Annotated in this window: 21 protein-coding genes and 1 pseudogene; 7 read left to right on the top strand and 15 right to left on the bottom strand. The window is 69.8% G+C overall.

The features are described 5' to 3' along the window. Positions 1-178: 178 nt before the first annotated feature. The 4 genes from ACIPXB_RS25340 to ACIPXB_RS25325 form a co-directional block, all read right to left on the bottom strand. Complete coding sequence (locus ACIPXB_RS25340) at positions 179-1477, bottom strand: aminotransferase class V-fold PLP-dependent enzyme (RefSeq protein ID WP_401453626.1); 1299 nt, start codon at positions 1475-1477, stop codon at positions 179-181. Further along, a complete protein-coding gene (locus ACIPXB_RS25335; protein WP_401453624.1) occupies positions 1474-1755 on the bottom strand; it encodes a MoaD/ThiS family protein in 282 nt (93 codons plus the stop codon). The genes ACIPXB_RS25340 and ACIPXB_RS25335 overlap by 4 nt, the downstream gene beginning before the upstream one ends. Positions 1756-1820: 65 nt before the next feature. Continuing rightward, positions 1821-2630 carry a class I SAM-dependent methyltransferase gene (locus tag ACIPXB_RS25330; protein WP_401453622.1) on the bottom strand — a complete coding sequence of 270 codons (810 nt, stop codon included), beginning with the start codon at positions 2628-2630 and terminating at the stop codon, positions 1821-1823. Continuing rightward, positions 2627-4348 (bottom strand): CoA transferase, encoded by a 1722-nt coding sequence (locus ACIPXB_RS25325; RefSeq protein ID WP_401453620.1) that lies wholly within the window; start codon positions 4346-4348, stop codon positions 2627-2629. The genes ACIPXB_RS25330 and ACIPXB_RS25325 overlap by 4 nt, the downstream gene beginning before the upstream one ends. A 596-nt stretch (positions 4349-4944) precedes the next feature. On the opposite strand from ACIPXB_RS25325, the gene ACIPXB_RS25320 reads away from it, so the two are divergent. The 3 genes from ACIPXB_RS25320 (at position 4945) to ACIPXB_RS25310 (ending at position 6552) form a co-directional block, all read left to right on the top strand. Continuing rightward, positions 4945-5724 (top strand): class I SAM-dependent methyltransferase, encoded by a 780-nt coding sequence (locus ACIPXB_RS25320; RefSeq protein WP_401453618.1) that lies wholly within the window; start codon positions 4945-4947, stop codon positions 5722-5724. Continuing rightward, positions 5721-6200, top strand: a complete 480-nt coding sequence (locus ACIPXB_RS25315) for a hypothetical protein (RefSeq protein WP_401453616.1) — start codon at positions 5721-5723, stop codon at positions 6198-6200. The genes ACIPXB_RS25320 and ACIPXB_RS25315 overlap by 4 nt, the downstream gene beginning before the upstream one ends. A 106-nt stretch (positions 6201-6306) precedes the next feature. Next, positions 6307-6552, top strand: a complete 246-nt coding sequence (locus tag ACIPXB_RS25310; protein WP_401453614.1) for a hypothetical protein — start codon at positions 6307-6309, stop codon at positions 6550-6552. Between the two features lie 60 nt (positions 6553-6612). Here ACIPXB_RS25310 and ACIPXB_RS25305 read toward each other — a convergent pair whose 3' ends face one another. After that, positions 6613-7218 carry an excalibur calcium-binding domain-containing protein gene (locus ACIPXB_RS25305; RefSeq protein ID WP_401453612.1) on the bottom strand — a complete coding sequence of 202 codons (606 nt, stop codon included), beginning with the start codon at positions 7216-7218 and terminating at the stop codon, positions 6613-6615. Positions 7219-7710: 492 nt separating this feature from the next. Between ACIPXB_RS25305 and ACIPXB_RS25300 the strand changes: the two genes are divergently transcribed. Both ACIPXB_RS25300 and ACIPXB_RS25295 read left to right on the top strand, forming a co-directional pair. Then, on the top strand, positions 7711-9564 hold the full coding sequence (locus ACIPXB_RS25300) for an IPT/TIG domain-containing protein (protein ID WP_401453610.1): 1854 nt from the start codon (positions 7711-7713) through the stop codon (positions 9562-9564). A 672-nt stretch (positions 9565-10236) separates the two neighbouring features. Beyond that, positions 10237-11073, top strand: a complete 837-nt coding sequence (locus tag ACIPXB_RS25295) for a hypothetical protein (protein WP_401453608.1) — start codon at positions 10237-10239, stop codon at positions 11071-11073. 169 nt (positions 11074-11242) lie between these two features. Here ACIPXB_RS25295 and ACIPXB_RS25290 read toward each other — a convergent pair whose 3' ends face one another. The 7 genes from ACIPXB_RS25290 to ACIPXB_RS25260 form a co-directional block, all read right to left on the bottom strand. Next, complete coding sequence (locus tag ACIPXB_RS25290) at positions 11243-11545, bottom strand: hypothetical protein (protein WP_401453607.1); 303 nt, start codon at positions 11543-11545, stop codon at positions 11243-11245. Next, positions 11542-11982, bottom strand: a complete 441-nt coding sequence (locus tag ACIPXB_RS25285; RefSeq protein ID WP_401453715.1) for a 2'-5' RNA ligase family protein — start codon at positions 11980-11982, stop codon at positions 11542-11544. The genes ACIPXB_RS25290 and ACIPXB_RS25285 overlap by 4 nt, the downstream gene beginning before the upstream one ends. 105 nt (positions 11983-12087) lie before the next feature. Further along, entirely contained in the window at positions 12088-12921 is an 834-nt protein-coding gene (locus ACIPXB_RS25280) for a transposase family protein (RefSeq protein ID WP_401453605.1), read from the bottom strand. A 66-nt stretch (positions 12922-12987) separates the two neighbouring features. Continuing rightward, positions 12988-14019: a hypothetical protein gene (locus ACIPXB_RS25275; RefSeq protein WP_401453603.1), complete on the bottom strand. Its 1032-nt coding sequence runs from the start codon at positions 14017-14019 to the stop codon at positions 12988-12990. 297 nt (positions 14020-14316) lie between these two features. Continuing rightward, positions 14317-14748, bottom strand: a complete 432-nt coding sequence (locus ACIPXB_RS25270) for a TspO/MBR family protein (RefSeq protein ID WP_401453601.1) — start codon at positions 14746-14748, stop codon at positions 14317-14319. Positions 14749-15718: 970 nt separating this feature from the next. Then, a complete protein-coding gene (locus ACIPXB_RS25265; RefSeq protein WP_401453599.1) occupies positions 15719-15850 on the bottom strand; it encodes a hypothetical protein in 132 nt (43 codons plus the stop codon). A 237-nt stretch (positions 15851-16087) separates the two neighbouring features. After that, positions 16088-16501 (bottom strand): hypothetical protein, encoded by a 414-nt coding sequence (locus tag ACIPXB_RS25260; RefSeq protein ID WP_401453597.1) that lies wholly within the window; start codon positions 16499-16501, stop codon positions 16088-16090. Positions 16502-16620: 119 nt separating this feature from the next. On the opposite strand from ACIPXB_RS25260, the gene ACIPXB_RS25255 reads away from it, so the two are divergent. Then, positions 16621-17127 (top strand): DinB family protein, encoded by a 507-nt coding sequence (locus tag ACIPXB_RS25255; RefSeq protein ID WP_401453595.1) that lies wholly within the window; start codon positions 16621-16623, stop codon positions 17125-17127. 8 nt (positions 17128-17135) lie between these two features. Here ACIPXB_RS25255 and ACIPXB_RS25250 read toward each other — a convergent pair whose 3' ends face one another. Both ACIPXB_RS25250 and ACIPXB_RS25245 read right to left on the bottom strand, forming a co-directional pair. Continuing rightward, positions 17136-17477: a hypothetical protein gene (locus ACIPXB_RS25250; RefSeq protein WP_401453714.1), complete on the bottom strand. Its 342-nt coding sequence runs from the start codon at positions 17475-17477 to the stop codon at positions 17136-17138. A gap of 28 nt (positions 17478-17505) precedes the next feature. After that, entirely contained in the window at positions 17506-17673 is a 168-nt protein-coding gene (locus ACIPXB_RS25245) for a hypothetical protein (protein ID WP_401453722.1), read from the bottom strand. A 174-nt stretch (positions 17674-17847) separates the two neighbouring features. On the opposite strand from ACIPXB_RS25245, the pseudogene ACIPXB_RS25240 reads away from it, so the two are divergent. Next, positions 17848-17967: pseudogene (locus ACIPXB_RS25240) on the top strand (DNA gyrase subunit B); the annotation flags it as partial. A gap of 107 nt (positions 17968-18074) precedes the next feature. Here the strand turns inward: ACIPXB_RS25240 and ACIPXB_RS25235 are convergent. Next, the gene (locus ACIPXB_RS25235) at positions 18075-18770 is read right to left on the bottom strand and encodes a class I SAM-dependent methyltransferase (protein ID WP_401453593.1); all 696 of its coding nucleotides are present in this window, start codon (positions 18768-18770) and stop codon (positions 18075-18077) included. Between the last annotated feature and the right edge of the window lie 84 nt (positions 18771-18854).

The following is an 18854-nucleotide window of genomic DNA, read 5'->3' as shown; positions in this document are numbered from 1 at the left end:
CGAAAGCGCCCCGAGTCATCGGCGTCTGATGGGCTTCGCTGCGTGGTCAGTGGGCTGTGGCCCTTGGCCTGGTACCTGTCGTGCAATCGGTGGAGCAGCGTTCTGGTATGCCGTGTCAGCGGGCGGTGCTGGTCCTCGTTGTCCCCTACTGCCAGTCGGCACAGAGTGAGCATGTGGGTTACGGCAGTCGTTCGATCAGTTCTCGGAGCCCGTTGACGAAGCGGCTGACGTGTTCGTCGGGGGTCCCGGCGCCGAAGCTCACTCGTACGGCGTTCACAGGTGCCTTTTCGCACCCCTGCGACGCGGCGGCACAGGTGGCATCGCCGTCCAGCAGCCGGTGCATCAGGGGGTGCGCGCAGAAGAGGCCGGCGCGCACGCCGATGCCGTATTCCTCGGACAGGCTCTCGGCCAGGGCGAGGCTCTGCATTCCGTCCACGACGAAGGTCAGGACCGGAACCCGGTCGCCGCCGTCGGGGAACAGCCGCAGCAGGCGGGTGCCAGGTGCGTCGTGGATGCCCGCGAGGGCCCTTCCCAGCAGGTGGTCTTCGTGGGCTTTGAGCGCGTCGAAGCCCACCGCGCGCAGCGTTCGGCAAGCCGAGGCGAGCGCGAGGGCACCGATGACGTTGGGCGTGCCGGCTTCGTGGCGTGCCACGCCGTCGTTCCAGACGATCTCCAGTCCGTTGCGGACCCGTCGCACCGAGTCTGAAGCTCCGCCGCCGGCGAGGTAGGGCTCGGCCTGCCGGGGCCAGTCCCAGCGGCCTGCCAGCACACCAGCGCCGAAGGGGGCGTAGAGCTTGTGTCCGGACAGCGCCACCCAGTCGACGTCGAGGTCGCTGACCGAAATCGGCCGGTGCGGTGCTAGCTGGGCGGCGTCGAGTACGATCCTCGCCCCTCCCTGGTGGGCTGTGTCGGCCAGTTCCTTGACCGGCCACAGCTCGCCCGTGACGTTGGACGCCCCTGTGACGCAGACGAGGTCGGTACCGGGGCGGCGCCGTTTGAGCAGCGCCCGGTCCAGGCTTTCCACGGCCTGCTGGGGAGAACCCGGGGCCGCCAGGAGGACAAGCCTGTCCCGGGGCCAGGGCAAGAGCGCTGCATGGTGTTCGGTGTCGAAGGCGTACACCGTGCTGTCGTCCGGCAGGCAGTTCGCGAGGAGGTTGAGGGAGTCGGTTGTCGATCTGGTGAAGACCACTCGGTCGTCGGGGCGCAGTCCGAGGAACCGGGCCACTTCCTCACGGGATCCCTCGAACACGGACGTGGAGTGCCGGGCGAGGTGGCCCGATCCTCGGTGGACGCTGCCGTACCGGGGAGCGAAGGCGGCCACCTCTTCCCAGACCTGTTCCAGGAGGGGGGTCGAGGCGGCGTAGTCGAGGGCGGCGTAGGTGATGTCGCCGTGCGAGGTGGGGACGTTGACGTCCCGGCTGAGCACCGGTAGAAGCGGTGCGAAGCCGGGTGGCGTCCGGTGGGGTGTGGCGTTCAACAACAGCCTCCCGCCACCCCTGGAATGATGGAGACCTCGGCGTCCTCGGGGACCGCGGTGTCGAGGTTGTCCTTGAAGCGGATGTCGTTGTCGTCGACGTAGATGTTGACGTACCGGCGCATCACCCCGTCCTCGTTGAGGATCCGGGTCGCGATGCCGGGGTGGTTCTGCTCCAGGTTCGCGATGACCTCGGCAACGGTGCTGCCCTGGGCGGGCACCTGTGCCTGGTCATCGGTGTAGGGGCGCAGGATGTTGGGGATTCGGACGACGATGGGCATGGGGTTCCTCCTGAGTGACGGAGCGGGGGTGCTTGGGGCACGGGAGTGCCGGGACTGCCGAGCAGTCAAGCGGTCAAGGGGATGACGACGGCCTGGAGGCATTCCATGCGGAGCCGTGCGTTGCCGGAGGGGGCCTCGCCGTCGGTGCACTGCGCGAAAAGAGTGCGCAGTGACTGGTGGATCTCGGCGGCGGTGGGAGCGTCGGACTCGGCGATCGCGAGCCTTGCGGGCCCGAAGTTCTCGCACAGGATGTCCGCCCATTCCTCCACGGAGGGAACTTCGACGTGCACGAACGACTCCTCCGCCTCGACCGTCGCCTTCCCCTCGAACAGCCGGTGCAGGCCCTTGGCTGTGCCCCATTCGGTGGAGCACGCAAGGATGCTGTTCACCAGCGGGCATACCGCGTGAAGGATCTCGAACATGATCGTGATCGGGGACGCTGGCCCCCAACTGCCGACCACGATGCGCCCGGTCGGCCGGCACACGCGCAGCAGCTCGGCCGCGCAGGCCGCGGGATCCGGAGCGAACTGCACGCCGCCGGCCGAGATGACCGCGTCGAACAGGTCAGCCGGGAACGGCATGTTCTGTGCGTCGTAGTTGCGCAGTGTCAGTTGCAGGTTCTTGTCCAGGGCTCGGCGCTGGGCGACGCCGAGCATGTGTAGGTCGGTGTCGATGGCGGTGACCTTGCAGTGCCGTTCGGCGGCCGTGAGCGCTGCGTTGCCGGTCGCGGTGGCCACGTCCAGGACGTTCTCCTCGGCGCGGAGGGCAGCCCGGTCGCAGAGAGCGACACTGAGCGGTGAAAGCCTGTTGGCGACCTTCTGGTATCGGTCGGCAGCCCAGTAGCGCGCCTGCAGGGCAGGCTGTGCCCCTGTCACGAGATCCTCCAAGGGGGTGCGACATGGATTCCGTTGTCGTAGCGCAGCCAGGCGGGGTCGAGGGGGTTCTCGATGATGTCGTCCATGGTCCGTACCCGCGTCGCAGCCAGCCCGTCGCGGCGCAGCTCGTCCTCCCAGTCATGGCTGTCCGCCGGCCGCAGGGCGCGTGCGAAGTCCTTCCGGGTGGCGTCCGGGCCCAGGCCCAGTCGTCTGCGCAGCATCCTGGTGTCGTCCACGGCGAGGTAGCCGGACTTCGTCGGCAGTGGGTGGAAGGTCGGCCCCATGGCGGGGCGGGTGAAGGTCATGAGGACGTGGGCGGCATGGCGCAGGGAGGACTCGACGTAGCATCCGAAGCCGGTGTGCTGGCGTTGCATGAGTCCGGTCAGGATCCCTTCGGCGCACAGCAGTCCGCCGAGAGGGTCGAGCATGGTCATCTGGCTGACGGCCGGAGGCTCGTCGTCACAGCGGACGGCGTAGCCCATGCCGGTCGCGGACTGGATGGACCAGTCCGAGGCGGTGTGCGGCCAGCGTTCGTCGTCCGGCGGGCTGCCGGTAGCGTGGGCGTACACCAGGGACGGGTTGATCCGGCGCAGGGTGGTGTAGTCCAGGTGGGCCGGTCCTAGTTTTCCAGGTGACCAGTTCGTCAGGAACACTGACGCCTTGGCGACCACTTCGTGAACACGGCGTCGGCCCCGTGGGCTTCTCAGGTCCACGCACAGGGCCTCCTTGCCGCGGTGCAGGGAGCGGAAGGACACCGAGCAGCCGGCCCGGACCGGTTCCACACCGCGAGCGGGGTCACCGTCGGGTGGTTCGACCCGCCACACCTGGGCGCCCAGGCATGCCAGGACCCTTCCGGCGTAGGATCCCTGGAGGTAGTGAGTGGCCTCGACGACCTGCATGCCGGCCAGCGGCAGCCAGCGTGGCGGGAGTGCGCCCTCGTCGAGGTCCTCGGTGGGCGGCGGGCCCGTCCAGGGCGAGGGCGAGAGCAGCCACGGCTCGATGAGGCCGTCACCGATGGGGCTGGACACGCTGCTCACGCAGACGTCTTCACCGTGCGCGGCCTGCAGGATGTCCTTCAGCGGGAGGTATGCCGCGCGGTGCAGGGATTCCGGCACGCGGAAGCAGGCGGTCCACTGGCGGGCTTCGTGCGACCGCCAGGAGACCATCGCGTCATGGCCGTCGACTCCAAGTCTCTTCCAGAACGCCGCCCAGCGTTCGGCGCGAAACGTCTCCACTTCCACCCGGTGTCCGTCGGCGGTCAAGAAGGGTGGGGGCTTGCCGGCTCCCAGGGTTGACAGGACCGGACCGAGAGCGGTCAGCTCCACGTGGTGGGACTGCGCGAACAGCGTAGCCGCCCCCGCGTTGACACTGACCTGGGACACGTCCAGGCTCCCGCGGGCCTGGGCGATCAGGGCGGCCATGATGCCCTGGCCGGCAGCCACCGCCCCGCACACCGCGGCGAAGGGCACGCCGGTGCGGCGGGGTCCGTCGCCTTCACGACGTCCGAACAGGCTCATCAGGCCGCATGCGGCCTGCAGGGTGGCCTCGTTCACCACGAACTGACCGAACGGTGTCGTCAGGCTCAGGACCAAGGGCGGATGCCGGTATGCGATGGCGCTGACCTGCCAGTTCCCCGGCGCTCCCTTCACCGGCATCAAGTTGACGCCCAGGTGTGCGAAGTGCCGCTTCCAGTCATGAGCCGTGGACGTGAGCTCCATCGACTCCCCCTGCCACTCGACTCGTGCATGAAGGTTTCCTCGCCACCCGACCACTGCGGACCGCCGAGGGACCGCATACGTCCAGGACGGCTACGGCGCAGACGAACCACGCCGTAGTCGAGCCGCGCTGGTGAGGGAAGCGTCTACGCGGGGGGACGGATGCTCTCGACGGCCCCGGCCCTCAGACCTCGGCCGACCAGAGAGCCAGCCCGCTGACACAGCTTCGAACGCAGTGCCCAGGACCACAAGAGGTGGCGCTCAGCGCAAAGAGGCCCCTGGAATGACACCGTTGCGCCAGCGCACTGTCCGACGGAGCACCATGCGCGGGGCCGCTCCCCGGGCTCCGTACTGCTCCCTTGTGCAACGCAGACCGCGGCGATTCCCTGGCAGCAACGCCTTCACGGCCGTTCCGCACTTCTCCCCCGGCATTCCCCGGACTGTCCGAGGCTGCTACTACGCCCGGCGGCAGCACAGCTGTCCGGAAGGCTCCGCGTGTGGCACCGCCGGCGCCAGGCGAGCCCTCGACGAGGCGGCACAGCACCGCGGCCTCCACGCGCCGCCCCTGTCCGTCCGTCCCGACGCATCGTGGAGGTCCCATGAACGACCAGGACGCCTACTGGTCGGCCGACCACTACCAGGCCGTCGCCAGCAGGCTCTCCGGCATCAGCCTCCGGCTCGTGCAAGAGGCCGATGTCAGGCCCGACCATCATGTCCTCGACGTGGCCTGCGCCACCGGCAACGCCGCCTTCCACGCAGCCCGCCGCAGCGCCGAGGTGACGGGCATCGACTACGACCCGGTCATGATCGAAGCCGCCAACCGGCGCCGCGACCGACTGCGAATGTCGGTGGCCTTCAGGCGGGGTGACGCGGCCAGGATGCCCTTCCCGGACGGATCGTTCGACCGGGTGCTGTCGGCATACGGATCGATGTTCGCGCCCGAAGGCGAAGCAGCGGCACTCGAGATGCTCCGGGTGTGCCGCCCCACCGGCATGATCGTGATGGCGAACTGGAACCCCGACAGCGTCATCACCTCCATGTTCCAGACCCTGCACGATCTCCATCCGGTCGCCGAATCCATCCAGGGGATCGCCCGCCTGTGGGGCACGGCACCAGGGCTGCGCCACCTCTTCGGCCCGACAGCCCGGATCCGTACCCTGCTCACCCATTACCGCGTCCCGGGCACAGCTGACGAGCTGGCTTCGGTGTTCGCCGACCACTTCGGCCCGGCGCTGTGCGTGGTGGACAAACTGGGCGAGGCGGCACGCGAGGAGATCCGCGAGCGCCTCACCCTCCTCTTCCGCAAGCATGAGACGATCGGGCCCGAAGCCCGCGGTGTGGATGTGGGCTACCTGCACACCTGGATAAGCCCGCGATGAAGGACGGCTCGGCTCCCTGGCAGCCGGGGCCCTACACCGCGACGTCCGCGACTTTGGCCTGGGAGTATGGCCTCTTCGGCAGGCTGCCCCTCGCCCAGCTCCAGCAGCGCGCCTACCGTCTGTACGAGGTCGAAAGCGCTGCCACGGGCCACGTCGGCGCCGCCTGGCGCATGGCCGCGGACGCGTTGTGCGCCGTCCGGTACAGCGGAGACGCCTGCTACGACTACCGCAGGCACCTGCACCGGTGGCAGCTGTGGCAGCCCTCCCCGCTCCACGCCGCACAGGCGCGCCCCTACGCCCTCCCCACCAAGTGCTGTGTGCACGTTCTGGGCGCTGCCCAAAGCGGCATCCTGGTCGACACCAGATTCCTCACCGACTGCACCTCCCCCTACCCTGCGCCGTGGTACGTCGTGGCCTATAAGGAGGGCCGAACCTGCCGCGCCCACGGCAGCGAGGAACTCGAACCCGAGCCGTAGGGCCAGACAGGGCATTCACGGACCCTGCAGCGCCGTTGGGTGCGGCGCTTCTGAAGGCAGAGTGCGGATCGGGTGGTGAACCCCGTATCGGGTCCCCATTGCGGCCGTGGCCGGGCCCGCCCTCTTCTGGGCGTACATCGGTCTCGGCTTCGGACTCAGGGTGGTGGGATGGGCAGTCGGCATCGCCCTCACCGGCATCCTCACCAGCCTCACGTACGGGTGCCTCCTCGCCTCCTCCAACGGCCAAGGCTTCTCCTACTGGCTGTTCCTCACCATGATCGTCGCCACCACCCTCGGCGCGTTCTGCGTCATGCCCTACGCCCTCGTCCGCGGCACCATCAGGAGCCGCTGACCCGCCAAGCCATCTCGGAACGACTTGGCGGTACCTGGGGTGGTGCCGGTGTCGTGGTGACTACTCGCATGCCGTGCCGTCACCGTCGCGGTCGAGGTGACGACCGTATCCGGGGTCCCCGCGGTGGATCGGAGCCGCACCGGCAGCCCGGACCTCACTGCAGTTGCGGTAGCTCACCCCGCCGCCGGTTCCCTCCCCATCGTCAACGTTGTCGCCGGCCCTGTTGCCGGTACCGGCGTTCCGGTCCGGTTCCGGCAGCGGGGGCGCTGCCTGCCGGGGTGCGGCGGGCCGTTCGGGAGCGGGCGGGGACGGCATGGGTGGCGTGGATGCTGAGGCTGGCGCGGCCGGGGCAGGGGTCGGCGCGACGGGGGCCGGGGTGAGCGTCACCCTCACCGTGGCCGTCGCGGTCGCGGTGACCGTGGCGGCCGGCTGGACGGCAGGCTTGGCATCGTCGCGCGGCTTCGGGCTGCCCTGGCCCACCGACACCAACACGATGAACCAGACGCAGGCCAGCGTTACTGTGACCGCCCTGGCCGACTTGCCCCAGCGGACCCAGGACGCCAGGACCGCGCCCAGCGGCGGCAGCACGGCCGTCGCCACGACCACCAGCGGAACGGCGAGCACAGGATGCAGGCGGCGTCCGGCGGGCGCTGCCTGCTCTGACACGAACGGATGGGACACAGCTCTCCCCGGGTCGGCACACACGCGGGCCCACCCCTCCCTCCGCACGGCAGTCCGAGCCGTCCGGTGGCCGGAGCCATACCCGCCTTCATCCCCTCAACGAGCCGCCCGACGACTGAACACGCACCGGTGCGACGCCGGGCGGCCACCCAGCCACTGTCCGAACGTCCGGAATCCGTGGACATACGCCGGCACACGCCGGTGAACGCGGCGTGGGCCCGGAGGCGCCGTGCGCCCGCCCGGCGGATGGGACACAGATGGCTCCAGAGGGGGTGGCGCTGGTCGCCCGCGGGTCACGCGGGGGGCGGCACATTTGCGCAGTTGGCCGCTCAGGGGCCCGGAATCGCAGCGGCCGCGCGTGAACATAAGCGGTCATCATCGATCATTCGATGATGCGTCAGGTCTTGTGTACCTAGCGTTATCGGGCACAGTCCGGTCGGACGGTCGGACTGCTTCATCCCGCGAGAGGCGGAACGAATGACACTGAGCACTGACAGCATGGCGATACGTCCGGGGCCGTTACGCCGTCTGCGCAGGCGTGCGGAGGCCGCGCTGGCCACCGCGGCACTCGGTGCGGCCGTCGCGGTACTGCCGGCCGTACCCGCACACGCGGCCGGCCCGGGGCAGCTGATCTACGTCGCCAACCAGGGCGCGGACTCCGTCGCCGCCGTCGACTCGGCGTCCGGCGCGACGGTGGCCACCATCGCGGTCGGGACCTCGCCCGCGAATGTGGCGCTCACCCCGGACGGCTCCCAGGCCTGGGTGACCAACAGGGGCAGCAGCTCCGTCTCGGTGATCGACACCGCGACCAACACGGTCGCCGCCACCGTGCCGGTCGGTGGTTCTCCCCTGCCGGTGGCCGTCTCCGCGGACGGCGCGCGGGTCTACGTGGCCCACACCGCCAACCCCGGCGGCGTCGAGGTGATCGACACCTCTTCCCTGACCATCGTCGCCACCATCGCGACCGGGAACTTTCCGTCCTCCCTGGGGCTGTCCCCGGACGGAGGCCGGCTCTACGTGGGCAATTTCTCCAGCCGTACCGTGTCGGTGGTCGACACCGCCACGCTGGCCGTCACCGCCACCATTGCCGCGGGAGACCCGAGCGGGCTCGCTGTCAGCCCCGATGGCTCGCATGTTTACGTCTCCAACTACAACGGCAGCAGCGTCTCGGTGATCGATACCGCCGCCCACACCGTCACCGCGAGTGTCCCGGTCGGGCAGCAGCCGCAGGGCATCGCCGTCACCCCGGACGGCGGGAGCGTCTACGTCGGCAACCGGCTGGGCAACTCCGTCTCGGTCCTGGACACCGCGACCAACACGGTGACCGCCACCATCGGTGTCGGTGCCGGGACCAACGCGGTCCTGGCGGACCCGGACGGCACCCGCGTCTACGCCACCAACTCCTTCTCCGACACCATGTCCGTGATCGACACCGCGACGCTCACCGTCACCGGCACCGTCGCCACCGGCTCCCGCCCGAACGGCCTGGCCATGGGCAAGGCCGTTCTCCCCACGGTGACCGCCATCGCCCCCGACCACGGCCCGACCACCGGCGGCGCCACCGTCACCCTCACCGGCACCCATCTCACCGGCACCACATCCGTCACCTTCGACGGCACTTCCGCAAGCGGTGTCACGGTGGTGGACGACAACACCGTCACCGCCGTCACCCCGCCGCACGCCGCGGGCGCCGTCGACGTCGCTGTGACCGCCAAGGGCCGCACCGTGGACGCCGGTACCTACACCTACCGGGTCCCCGCGCCCGCTCTCTCCGGCATCACCCCCGCCACCGGCCCCGCCTCGGGCGGCACCACCGTCACCCTCACCGGCAGCAATCTCACAGGCGCCACCGCGGTCACCTTCGGTACCACGGCCGCCGCCTCCTTCCGCGTGGACAGCGACACCCAGATCACCGCGACCGCCCCCGCCGCGAACACGACCGGACAGGTCGACGTCACCGTCACCACCCCGGGCGGCACCAGCACCGCGGTGCCCGCGGGCCGGTACACCTACACCAAGGACACCACCAAGATCACCGCCGAGCCGCTGCTGTTGTCCATCGCACCCGGCCAGCTCACCCTCTCCCTCAGCCTGTCGGCCACCCTCACCGACACCACCACCGGCAAGCCCGTCCCCGGCGCACCGGTCAAGTTCACCGTCGGCGCCACCACCGTGTGCACCGCCACCACCAACACGGCCGGCACCGCCACCTGCACCGGTCCCTGCCCCGTCACCGCCGTGCTGCTCAACCTCGGCTACACCGCCACCTACACCGGCTCCGCGACCCTCGCACCCGCCACCGCCACCGCCGGCCTCATCCGCATCGGCTGACCCACGACCGCAGACGAGGCCGCCGTCGAACCACCCCGACGGTGGCCTCCCGCTCCATCCGCCCGTACGCGACCGCCGGACACTGCCGGCGCCGCCAGTGACGGCGGGTAGGGCCTAATCAGAGACGGCCAGATGCGCCATACAGGCCGCTGGGACGAGAGGCCACCGGATCCGTCCACGAGCCATACCGGTACATGTACCCCTCCGCGCGGCCACCGGCCTCCCGGGATACGGATTGACCTCTCCCCTCGGCTATCGCGAGGTAAGAGGTGTCGTTTGACGAGAGGGGCTTGCCCATGGTCCCTGACCTGGGCGAATGGAAGATCACCGGATTCGGGGGGTCACACCTCCGGTCACACCTGCGGTCCCCCGCCTAGTGCACCCCTGCAGCCCCCTGTGCACGCAGCCTCCGGTGCAACCCCATGCCTCTCGTGTGGCATACGGCCTGGCCGGGCTGGGCAAGCCCCCGGCAGCAATCCGGCGGGAGCGCAGCCGTCGCTTGGCTGGCCGGTCTCTTGCGCCTGGGCGGCGGGCTGTCCGACCGTTTGGGGATCTGTTGTGCTGCTCGGGGGGAGTACGGGTTGGGGGAACAACCGGGTACGGCTCAGCGGTGGTGCGGCCTGGCAGACGGATTTCCGTCGCCGGACCACGGGCCGGGCCCCCAGGACCGCGATGGAGATCGCCACGGTCCGCCGCACGCTGAACCACACGCTGACCGAACTGCAGCGGGCCATCGACCGGTACGCGGTCGCGGTCGCCGCCGACCTGTACGCCCTCGCGTGGCAGCAGGCCGCCGGAGCCCCGCCGAGCGAGACCCGCGAGCAGCGGGCCCAGCTGAAAGACCTCAAGGAGATGCTGGGCTCGCGCCGGTGGCAGGAGGAAGAACGCCGCCAGGCCGCCGCGGCTCCCCCACCGTCCGTACCGTCACAGGCCCGGCCAGTCTCTGCCGCGCCCCGTGTACTGCCGGACGCCGCACGGGCCGGTGAACCCGTCGTCCGGTCTCCACGCCGGAAGCCGTCTTCGTCTCCTGCACCCCGGCGTTCCTCCGTACCACCCGTCCCGGTATCGGTGCCGACCCCGGTTCCGGCCCCGGCCCCGTCGCCGGTCGGGACACCGGTCGTGAAGGCCCGCACGCCGCGCAGGCAAGAGCCGGCGCTCCTGGAGACCGGACAGTTGTGGGAGATCGCGACCGAGTTGCGGCCGCTGCTGGAACAGACCGCCAGGGCCGGCGCCACCGTCACCTGGCCCCAGATCCACAAACGCCTGCCTGGCCTGCCCCGCCTGCACGCCGACGACCAGTGCGTACTTCTGTGGCTCGTCGACGAAGACGGGCGGAAGGGAGAACCGCTCCTGTCCGCGCTCGTCACCGTCGGAGACCGCCAGATGCACCCCCGCTTCCCGGCCGTCGCCGAACAACTCGGCTGGGCGGCCCCGGCCGGCACCCGCCCGGACACCGCATGGAGTTACGAAGTCCTCAAGGTCCACCAGCACTGGCGCCACCGACGCTGACCCGCCCGGGGCCCCAGGCCCTGGGCAAGCCCGTCATGCGGCCGGGCTTGCCCAGGGTCCCCTCGGGCTTGCCCAGCCCACGGCTCCCACAAAGGCCGGGCGACACCCGGCCCCGTGACACATGCCGTTCTCGCTCGTCCAGGAGCGAGTCCGGCAACGGCATGCCGCCCTACGGCTTGCCCATCAGCACGATCGCCCCGTCGGCGCCGCCGTGGAGGCTGACGAGCGTGAGCATCGGCGATCTGTAGAGCTCGCCGTCTCCGCGGTACAGGGTGTACCAGTGCCGAGTGGCGTGCTCCAGGTCGCGCCACTGCTGAGGTTCGGCCGTCGGCAGGGTCAGCTCCGCGAAGCCCTGGCCGTCGCGGTAGATGCCGCGCACGGTGATGGTGCCGGTGAAGGTGGCCGTCATCGTGTCAGCGGCCAGCTCGACTCGGTCCCCGGTGATCGGGCGCGGCCCGGGAAACGCGCTCACGATGCCTCGCCGAGGGGTACCACGGCGACCGGGGTCCACATGATGCGCCCACCGTCGTGCCACTGCTCGACGAGGTGGAGGCGGTCGGCGAGGACGGTCCCGGACAGGGGCTGATCGATCGAGGCCAGGGCGGTCTTGAGGGTGGCCGCGTTGAGTTCCTCGGCGCCGGTGGAGGTGTAGCCGAGGGAGATGTGGGGGTAGCGGCTCGGGCCGGCCTTGGAGGCTGCGCCGGTGCGGTCCATCGCCGCGGTCACGATGTCCACGAGCGCGGTGAAGGGCTTGCCGGGCCATCCGCTGATCTCGACGGCGACGGTCCCGATGGAGGGGCGGTCGAAGGTCAGGGTGAAGGGCTTCATGCCCTGGGTGGCGCGGCGCACGTCCTGGAGGAGCGCGTCTGTGTCGATGGCGTCGCGGGCCAGGCCGATGGCGTGGACCAGCGTGAGCCTTCGCCAACTTGAAGTCGCAGGTCAAAGGGCTGGTGTGACCGCTGCTCGGGGTGCTCACCCTGGTCGTGGGCGGGTGTCTGCGGAGAAGATCATCCGTCAGCGGTTGATTTCGAGGTTCGTCAGGACGAGCAGGGCGCGCAGGAGTTGGGTGGCGCGGGCGGGGTCGGTGCGGAGCTTGGTGAGGATCCGCCAGTTCTTGAGGTGGGCGAAACCGTGCTCGACCGGCGCCCGTCCGACGGCAAGGACTCGGTTGGCGTCTTTCTGGCCCGGAGTGAGCTTGTGGGTGCGGCTGGCGGTGTAGCCGGTGACGATCACGGGATCGAGGATGTCGTTGTCCAGGCCGCGGAAGCCGAGGTCGGCCAACGCCCCGAGGTCGGCGGCGCGCAGGTGGGCCAGGATGTGGTCGTGGCGGGCGGCGGTGTTGTCGTGGGTGCGGCCGGGCCGGGCGGCGGATATCAAGATCAGGCGGCCCTTCTCGTCGGTCAGGGCGAGGAAGTGCAGGCCATGGCGGCGGTGCTTGCCGGAATGGTTCCGCCGGTCGGCCCGCCCGGTTCGACGCTGGGTGCGGATGAGGGTGCCGTCGATCAGAACCACCTCCCCGCCCTGCTCGGCGACCTTCCTCAGGGCACGGTCCAGGCGCGGCGCCTGGGCGGCGAGCAGTCCGATCAGCTCGTCGCGCCAGCGGCGGACGGTGGACTCGGACACGTCGTTGCCGCCAGCCATGTCGGCCAGGCGCTGATCGTGGCGCAGTACGGCCAGGACGATCACCGCAATCTTCCCCGGCGGCAGGATCCGCCACCTGGACCGAATCGCCTTCAGATGGCGCCTGAGCAGATCGGCGAGGTGGTTGACGGTGCGCGTGGACAGAGGCAGACGGCACTGGTAGACAAGCGAGCAGGTGTCCTCGGCGCGCTGTTCGGTATTCGTCACACAATTCCAACGGCCGCCGGGGGTACCGCGGTTACGCTCGCCGCGCTTCCCCGGGGGCACGACAAGCTACTGGATGCACCAGCGGTGCGGATGCCCGGGCTCGTTGGGACAGGCGAATACGTTGAGCTCACCCCAGCGGCCCACAGTGACTTCCGTGGGAGTGGCACAACGGTGAGTGGGCTGGTTCTGGTCCTCCAGCGGTTTCCAGCTGCCGCTGCCGCCGTCCCACTCCGAGCTGTCGATGGTCAGCAGCAGGTGCATCGGTGTCGCGCAGGTCAGACAATCCATGGGATACGGGTCGGTCGCGTGCCAGGAGGCGAAGCCACCCACGCGCCAGCCGGGCGGGATGGACAGGTCGTACTGGTAGCCGAGCGGCTCTGGCGTGCTTTCGTCCGCCGACCGCTCGGCTTCCTCCTCAAGGGCTTCCTCCCAGGCGTCGATCCGGGCGCACAGTTCCTCGGGCAGAAGGCCGGCAAATGGGTAGGTGACCACCTGCTCCGGGTACAGCACACACGGCTCGGGCACGAAGCCATCGGACCCGACGACCAGCGGCTGCGGCGCCGCGGTCAGCACCTCGCCGACCTCCCACGACCGCCGCCGGCGCAGGTGCAGCTCCAGGTCATGCCGGCCCGGGCCCTGCGCGTTGAAGGGACACCAGAACACTTGAAGCAGATCGCAGTCCCCTGGCCCCGTCGGCAGGTCGGGCACATCCCGCCGGTACAGCTGCGCGAGGCCGATCATTGGCAGCGGGTCGGTCTCGGATGCCCCGGGGATCCGGTGCTCCCGGTGCAACTCGCTGAGGAGCTCCCGTTCCTCGTCCGTCGGGCCGGGAGCCTGCTCGCGGGCCCACGCGGAAGCCAGAACCTGCCGATAGCCGCGGATGTCGGCAGGTCGTCGCCCACGCCCACGGGCGTGGGCCTCGCCGCACACCGGCCACGGCTCGACCGTCGGCCACAACAGAGGACCGCCCACGGAACTGGCCGAAAGGTCTGGTTTGCCCGGCCGCGGATGGAGCCGCGTCGTCGTCCCCCGAAAGGCGGCCAGTTCTGGGAAGAGCGCCTCGACATCGAGAGGGCGCGCGGGCGTGGTCCTCGTCATGGACGCGACCTTAGACGCCCGAGAGCCCCGGTCACCGAGCGCCCCCGGCAGCTACACCCCAGCACCGGCGCTGTCAGAATCAGAACCCGTTCTCGTGGAACAGAGCCACCCAGGCGGCTGCGTCACTGCTCATAGGCGGGTGGTGAAGCGGCCGTCGGGCAGTTTCCGCAGCCAGCCGCGATCGACGAGTCTGACCAGCTTGCTGCGTAGCGGTTCTAGCTTGGGCAGCACGTTCGTTGCCGGACCGGAGAAGGGCAGGGCTGTCACGCTGCCGTGGGCAGGGAGTGGCGTGGAGGCTCATGGGTTGAGGTGCCAGATGGACGCGTTGAGGGCGCTCGCGAAGGCCACCCACAACAGGTAGGGGACAAGGAGCAGTGCTGCAGGGAGGCTGAGCCGCCGGAAGTGGACGACGGTCGTGCTGAGCGCGGCCAGGAGAAGCAGGATGTCCAGCAGTGCAAGTCCGTACTGGCGGGCTGCGAAGAACAAGGGGGTCCAGGCGAGGTTGAGCGCGAGCTGGAGGGACCACCAGACCAGTGCTGTTCGGACCCGGTGGCGGTCGGGGTGGCGCCAAACCAGCCACGCGGCGATGCCGACGGTGGCGTAGAGGGCGGTCCAAACGGGCCCGAAGAGCCATGCGGGAGGAGCCCACGCAGGCCGGTCCAAGGCCTCGTAGATCATGCCCGCATCGGCGGAGGCGAAGGCGCCGAGAGCCGCAACCCCGTAACTCACGGCGAGGAAGAACAAAAGAGTCCAAAGGCTCCTCGCCCCGCGCTGGCGCACCGGCGGCGTCGCAGAAGTTGCCACAGTCTACTCCTGGTGGACTCGGTGAACTGGGCGTCCGGATGACGAACGCGGACCCAGGTTGTTCCCTGGCGTCTGCCCTCTCTTTCGTCTCCCATGCGGTCACCGGATGCATCCGACACGCCGCCGGCCAAGGAATTGCCAGCGCCCGCTTGAGCCGGGGCCGCGTAATGCAGCCGGCCGCGGTTACGAGGGACGCCCGGTTCGGGCCTGTCGGCGGCGGTCGCGGGCGGGCCGGGTGTGGCTGCGGGCGGGCCGGTTGAGGTCCTGCCGGACGCGGTCGCGGCCGTCGTGGGTGCCGATCCGGATGTGGTCGCGGCCGTGGTGGAGGAGGCCCTGAACGACGCGGTGGCCCGGATGGATGCGGCGACGTGCGCGATGATGCGGGAGAGACGCCCCAGGTCGTGATGCCGAAGAAGGCGCCGGGCGGGTCGGCACTCGATCTCCTCGCCTGCCTCTTCGGTCCCGGCGAGCGTGACGGGTACACCGACCCGCACCTGATCGCGTCCTGGGATCCGGATCTGCCGTGCCCGGAGCCCGGCCCGCATCACGCGCGCGGATCTCGCGCTGCTGTTGAACGCCCCCGTCGAAGCGCTGCGCGGCGTACGGTCGGCGGAGCACGTGTGGCACGTGGCGGTCCGCAACCCCGCCGACGACCGACCCTGTCGGACGCCGACTGGGCGGAGGTCGCCGCCGCCATGGTGCACGCCGCGGGACCGCCGGACACGGTGATGAGCAGGCCTGCCGGTGGATCGCCGTACGACACGCGGACGACCACATCCACACCCTCGCCACGTTGGCCCGGCAGAACGGCTGCCACCCCCGGCTGCGCGGCGACCTCCCCGCGATGCACACCGCCGCGCGCGCCTTCGAGGCCGGCTGGGGCCTGACCCCGATGTCACTCCTGGACCGGACCGCGCGCCACCGCCCGCTCACCGGCGAAGCCGAGAAAGCCGCCCTCCGGGGCCTGGACGAGACCGCCCGCGAGATGCTGCAGCGCACCATCCGCACCGCCGCCGTCCTCGCCCACGACGACACCGATTTCCTCGACCGGCTCCGCGACGCCGGCCTGCGCGTGCGCGAGCGCCGCGGCGACGGCACCCTGGTCGGCTATGCGGTCGCGCTGCCCGGCGACTGCGCTGCACCGCGAGCAGCGCCCGGTGTGGTTCGCCGGCGCGCCCCTCGCCTACGACCTGACCCTGCCCCGGGTCCGCGAGCGCTTCGCCCCGCACGTCAGCCCCCGCGGACTGGGGGCGGGCCGGGCACGTCATTCGATCGCCGCCAGGACCTCCCGGTCGCCGTGCCGACGCCGACCACCACCCTGAGGCCGCGATGGCGCGAGAATCACAGCCACCAGGTCCGTCCCTCGGCCCTCGTCGGTGGGGTCGATGACGAAGCTGGAGACGCCTACGTAGCGGATGACCAGGTCTCGATCATGCTTCCAGCAGTTGTGGTGGAACTCGACCTCCGTCTCCTCACCGCCGACACCCCGGACGGCATGAAGCGTCAGGTCCTTCACACATCGCCTGCCGTGGAAGTTGTAGTGGTCCGTGTCAGTGGCGAAGGACCGGGCCCCCGGTGGCAGATCCCCAGAGATCGAGGGCAGGTGCTCCAGGTAGCGACCCGGGTCCAAGACTCCTGACGGGTCGCCGACCTGCGCATCGAGATTGACGTATTCCATCGGCCCTTGCCCCGGCTCGTGGCTCTCTACTGGCCGATGAATCGTCGCACAGACTCACCAAATGAGATGACGTCTAAATACCTCGACATCGGTCGCGGTGATCGGGGACGCTTAGCGCGATGACAAGAATCGACGACACGCCGCCCGCGTGGGACGAGCGCACCCAGCTCACCACGTTTCTCGACTACGCACGTGACACCGCCCGCGCCAAGTGCGATGGCGTCTCGGCGGAGAACGCCCGCAAGGCGCTCCTGCCGGGCTCACCGCTGATGACCATGAGCGGAGTGATCAACCACCTCCGCTGGGTCGAGTACTACTGGTTCCAGGTGGTCTTCCTCGGCGAGGAAGACCGGGGCCCCTGGACCGAGGAGGACCCCGACCGCGAGATGCGCATCGCCGTCGACTTCCCGCTCACGCAGTTGCTCGACGAATACGCCGAACAGAGCGCCCGCTACCGCGAACTGGTCGCCGGGAACGGCCTGGACAAGCAGGCCCAGCGAGCCGTCCGCGACGGTCTCCATGTCGACCTGCGCTGGATCCTCCTCCACCTCACCGAGGAGACGGCTCGCCACAACGGCCACCTGGACATCCTGCGCGAGATGCTCGACGGCACGACCGGCGACTAGGCCGTGTTTTAGGTAGCGCGGGCGGCCAGCCACTTGGTGAGGTCGCCCGCGATGCGGCCGTTGCTGGTCTCGACGGTCACGTCGTGTTCGCGGCGGGCGGTGTCGCGGCGGACGACCTCGTATCCGCCCTCGTCCAGGACGGCGACGGAGGCAAACCAGACGGGGTCGTCCTGGTCCGGCTGGATCACGACGAACGTGTTGTCCGAGTCGTTCAGGTCGCCGATCAGCATGAACAGCGCGTCCTCGGACGGGTCGTCGACGTGGTCACCGTTCTCGCTGTCGGCGCAGTAGTACCTGGCGGCCACCGAAGCCCTCCCCGAAGATGTGCTGCCCAATGCCGTGATCAGCATGGCACGGCCGTATCGGCAGGCCGCCGGTTCACAGCCACTGATGGATCGCCGCGATCTGGACGGCCGCCTCGAACCGGACGGCGAGCTTGTCATGGCGGGTCGCGACAGCCCGGTGCTGCTTGAGGCGGCTGATCCCGCACTCGACCGCGTGGCGGGCCTTGTAGTCCTCCCGGTCGAAGACCGGGGGCCGGACCACCGGCCGCCGCGCTGCGCGGACTTCGGCAGATGCGGCTCCAGCCGGGCCCACTCCGCATGCGTTGAATCTCCCCGCCCCATGCTCATGCCAACGACCCGAAGCCACGACGGTCACAAGATCCGCCGGACAAGCCCTAGCCTGGGGAGCTCGCTGGACACCATCGGAGGGGACATCGTGAGCGAGGAGGCCACCAGGTACGACGCCAGCACCATCCAGGTCTTGGAGGGGTGGGACGCCGTTCGGAAGCGGCCCGGAATGTACATCGGCTCGACAAGTGAACACGGCCTGCGTCACCGGCCTCGGTACTGGTGGGCTCGCGTATTCAAATGTTGCCAGTTCTGGGGCTTGGGAGACGGGGCAGTGACTGTGCGCGCTCGCCGGGAGGCAGGGATTGCGCGCTGTCAGGGCCGCAGGAGCCTGACAGCAAGGAAGCACGGAGTCTGGTGGAGCCTGTTGTAGGCCGTTTCGTCGAGTTCTCGCAGGCCGGGCGTCGGGCGCGGCTCGATGAGTCTTTCCAGTATGAATCCGGCGGCCAGCAGCTCGTTCAGGAACGTTTCCAGCGGCATGCGCTGGTAGTGGACTGCCAACGGCCCCCCGGCGAGGGGGAGGTCAACCCAGTCCTCGGCGTAGTACGAGCCACCGAATTTCCGCCAGTCAGCCGTCGGGTGGGTCGTCGAGACCAGCAGCCACCCTCCAGGACGCAGGACGCGTCGTAGGTCGCTGAGGAGACGTGGCCGGTTGCCGATGTGGTGGAGCATCAATGCGCACACGACTCCGTCGAACGACGCGTCGTCGATGAAGTCCAGCGGCTTCTCCGCGTCATGCATGCGCAGTTCGGCCCGGTCACCCACTCGCTCCCGCGCGTGATTCAGCAGAGTCGCGCTGCCGTCGATTCCGACTACCTCGGCACCACCCGCGAGGAGTTCGGCGGCGTAGTGCCCGGCCCCGCAGCCGACATCGAGAATCTTCAGCCCGGCAACATTCCCTGCGAGTGCGAGCATCGCAGGCCGGTCGGTGTACGCGTTGTAGGGGCTGCTGTCGGCGTTCTTCGCGAAGTAATCGCCGACTTCGTCGTGGTAAGCGGTCTCTGCAGGCATCGTGACAGCATCGCGCCGGTGGCTGTCTATGGCGACCGGTTTTGTGCAACCGAGGGTGCGCCTGGCCAGCGGCTGCATCGACGT

The organism is Streptomyces sp. NPDC090022 (genome assembly GCF_044748145.1).
Taxonomy (GTDB): Bacteria; Actinomycetota; Actinomycetes; order Streptomycetales; family Streptomycetaceae; genus Streptomyces.
Note: the sequence above shows the minus strand (reverse complement) of the source record. Positions and strands in the feature narration are given on the sequence as shown.

Bases quoted from the DNA above. Each gene is read 5' to 3' on its own strand.
- ACIPXB_RS25335 (WP_401453624.1), bottom strand. From the start codon at position 1,755: ATGCCCATCGTCGTCCGAATCCCCAACATCCTGCGCCCCTACACCGAT.
- ACIPXB_RS25325 (WP_401453620.1), bottom strand. From the start codon at position 4,348: ATGGAGCTCACGTCCACGGCTCATGACTGGAAGCGGCACTTCGCACAC.
- ACIPXB_RS25320 (WP_401453618.1), top strand. From the start codon at position 4,945: ATGAACGACCAGGACGCCTACTGGTCGGCCGACCACTACCAGGCCGTC.
- ACIPXB_RS25315 (WP_401453616.1), top strand. From the start codon at position 5,721: ATGAAGGACGGCTCGGCTCCCTGGCAGCCGGGGCCCTACACCGCGACG.
- ACIPXB_RS25300 (WP_401453610.1), top strand. From the start codon at position 7,711: ATGACACTGAGCACTGACAGCATGGCGATACGTCCGGGGCCGTTACGC.
- ACIPXB_RS25295 (WP_401453608.1), top strand. From the start codon at position 10,237: ATGGAGATCGCCACGGTCCGCCGCACGCTGAACCACACGCTGACCGAA.
- ACIPXB_RS25275 (WP_401453603.1), bottom strand. From the start codon at position 14,019: ATGACGAGGACCACGCCCGCGCGCCCTCTCGATGTCGAGGCGCTCTTC.
- ACIPXB_RS25260 (WP_401453597.1), bottom strand. From the start codon at position 16,501: ATGGAATACGTCAATCTCGATGCGCAGGTCGGCGACCCGTCAGGAGTC.
- ACIPXB_RS25255 (WP_401453595.1), top strand. From the start codon at position 16,621: ATGACAAGAATCGACGACACGCCGCCCGCGTGGGACGAGCGCACCCAG.
- ACIPXB_RS25250 (WP_401453714.1), bottom strand. From the start codon at position 17,477: ATGCTGATCACGGCATTGGGCAGCACATCTTCGGGGAGGGCTTCGGTG.
- ACIPXB_RS25235 (WP_401453593.1), bottom strand. From the start codon at position 18,770: ATGCCTGCAGAGACCGCTTACCACGACGAAGTCGGCGATTACTTCGCG.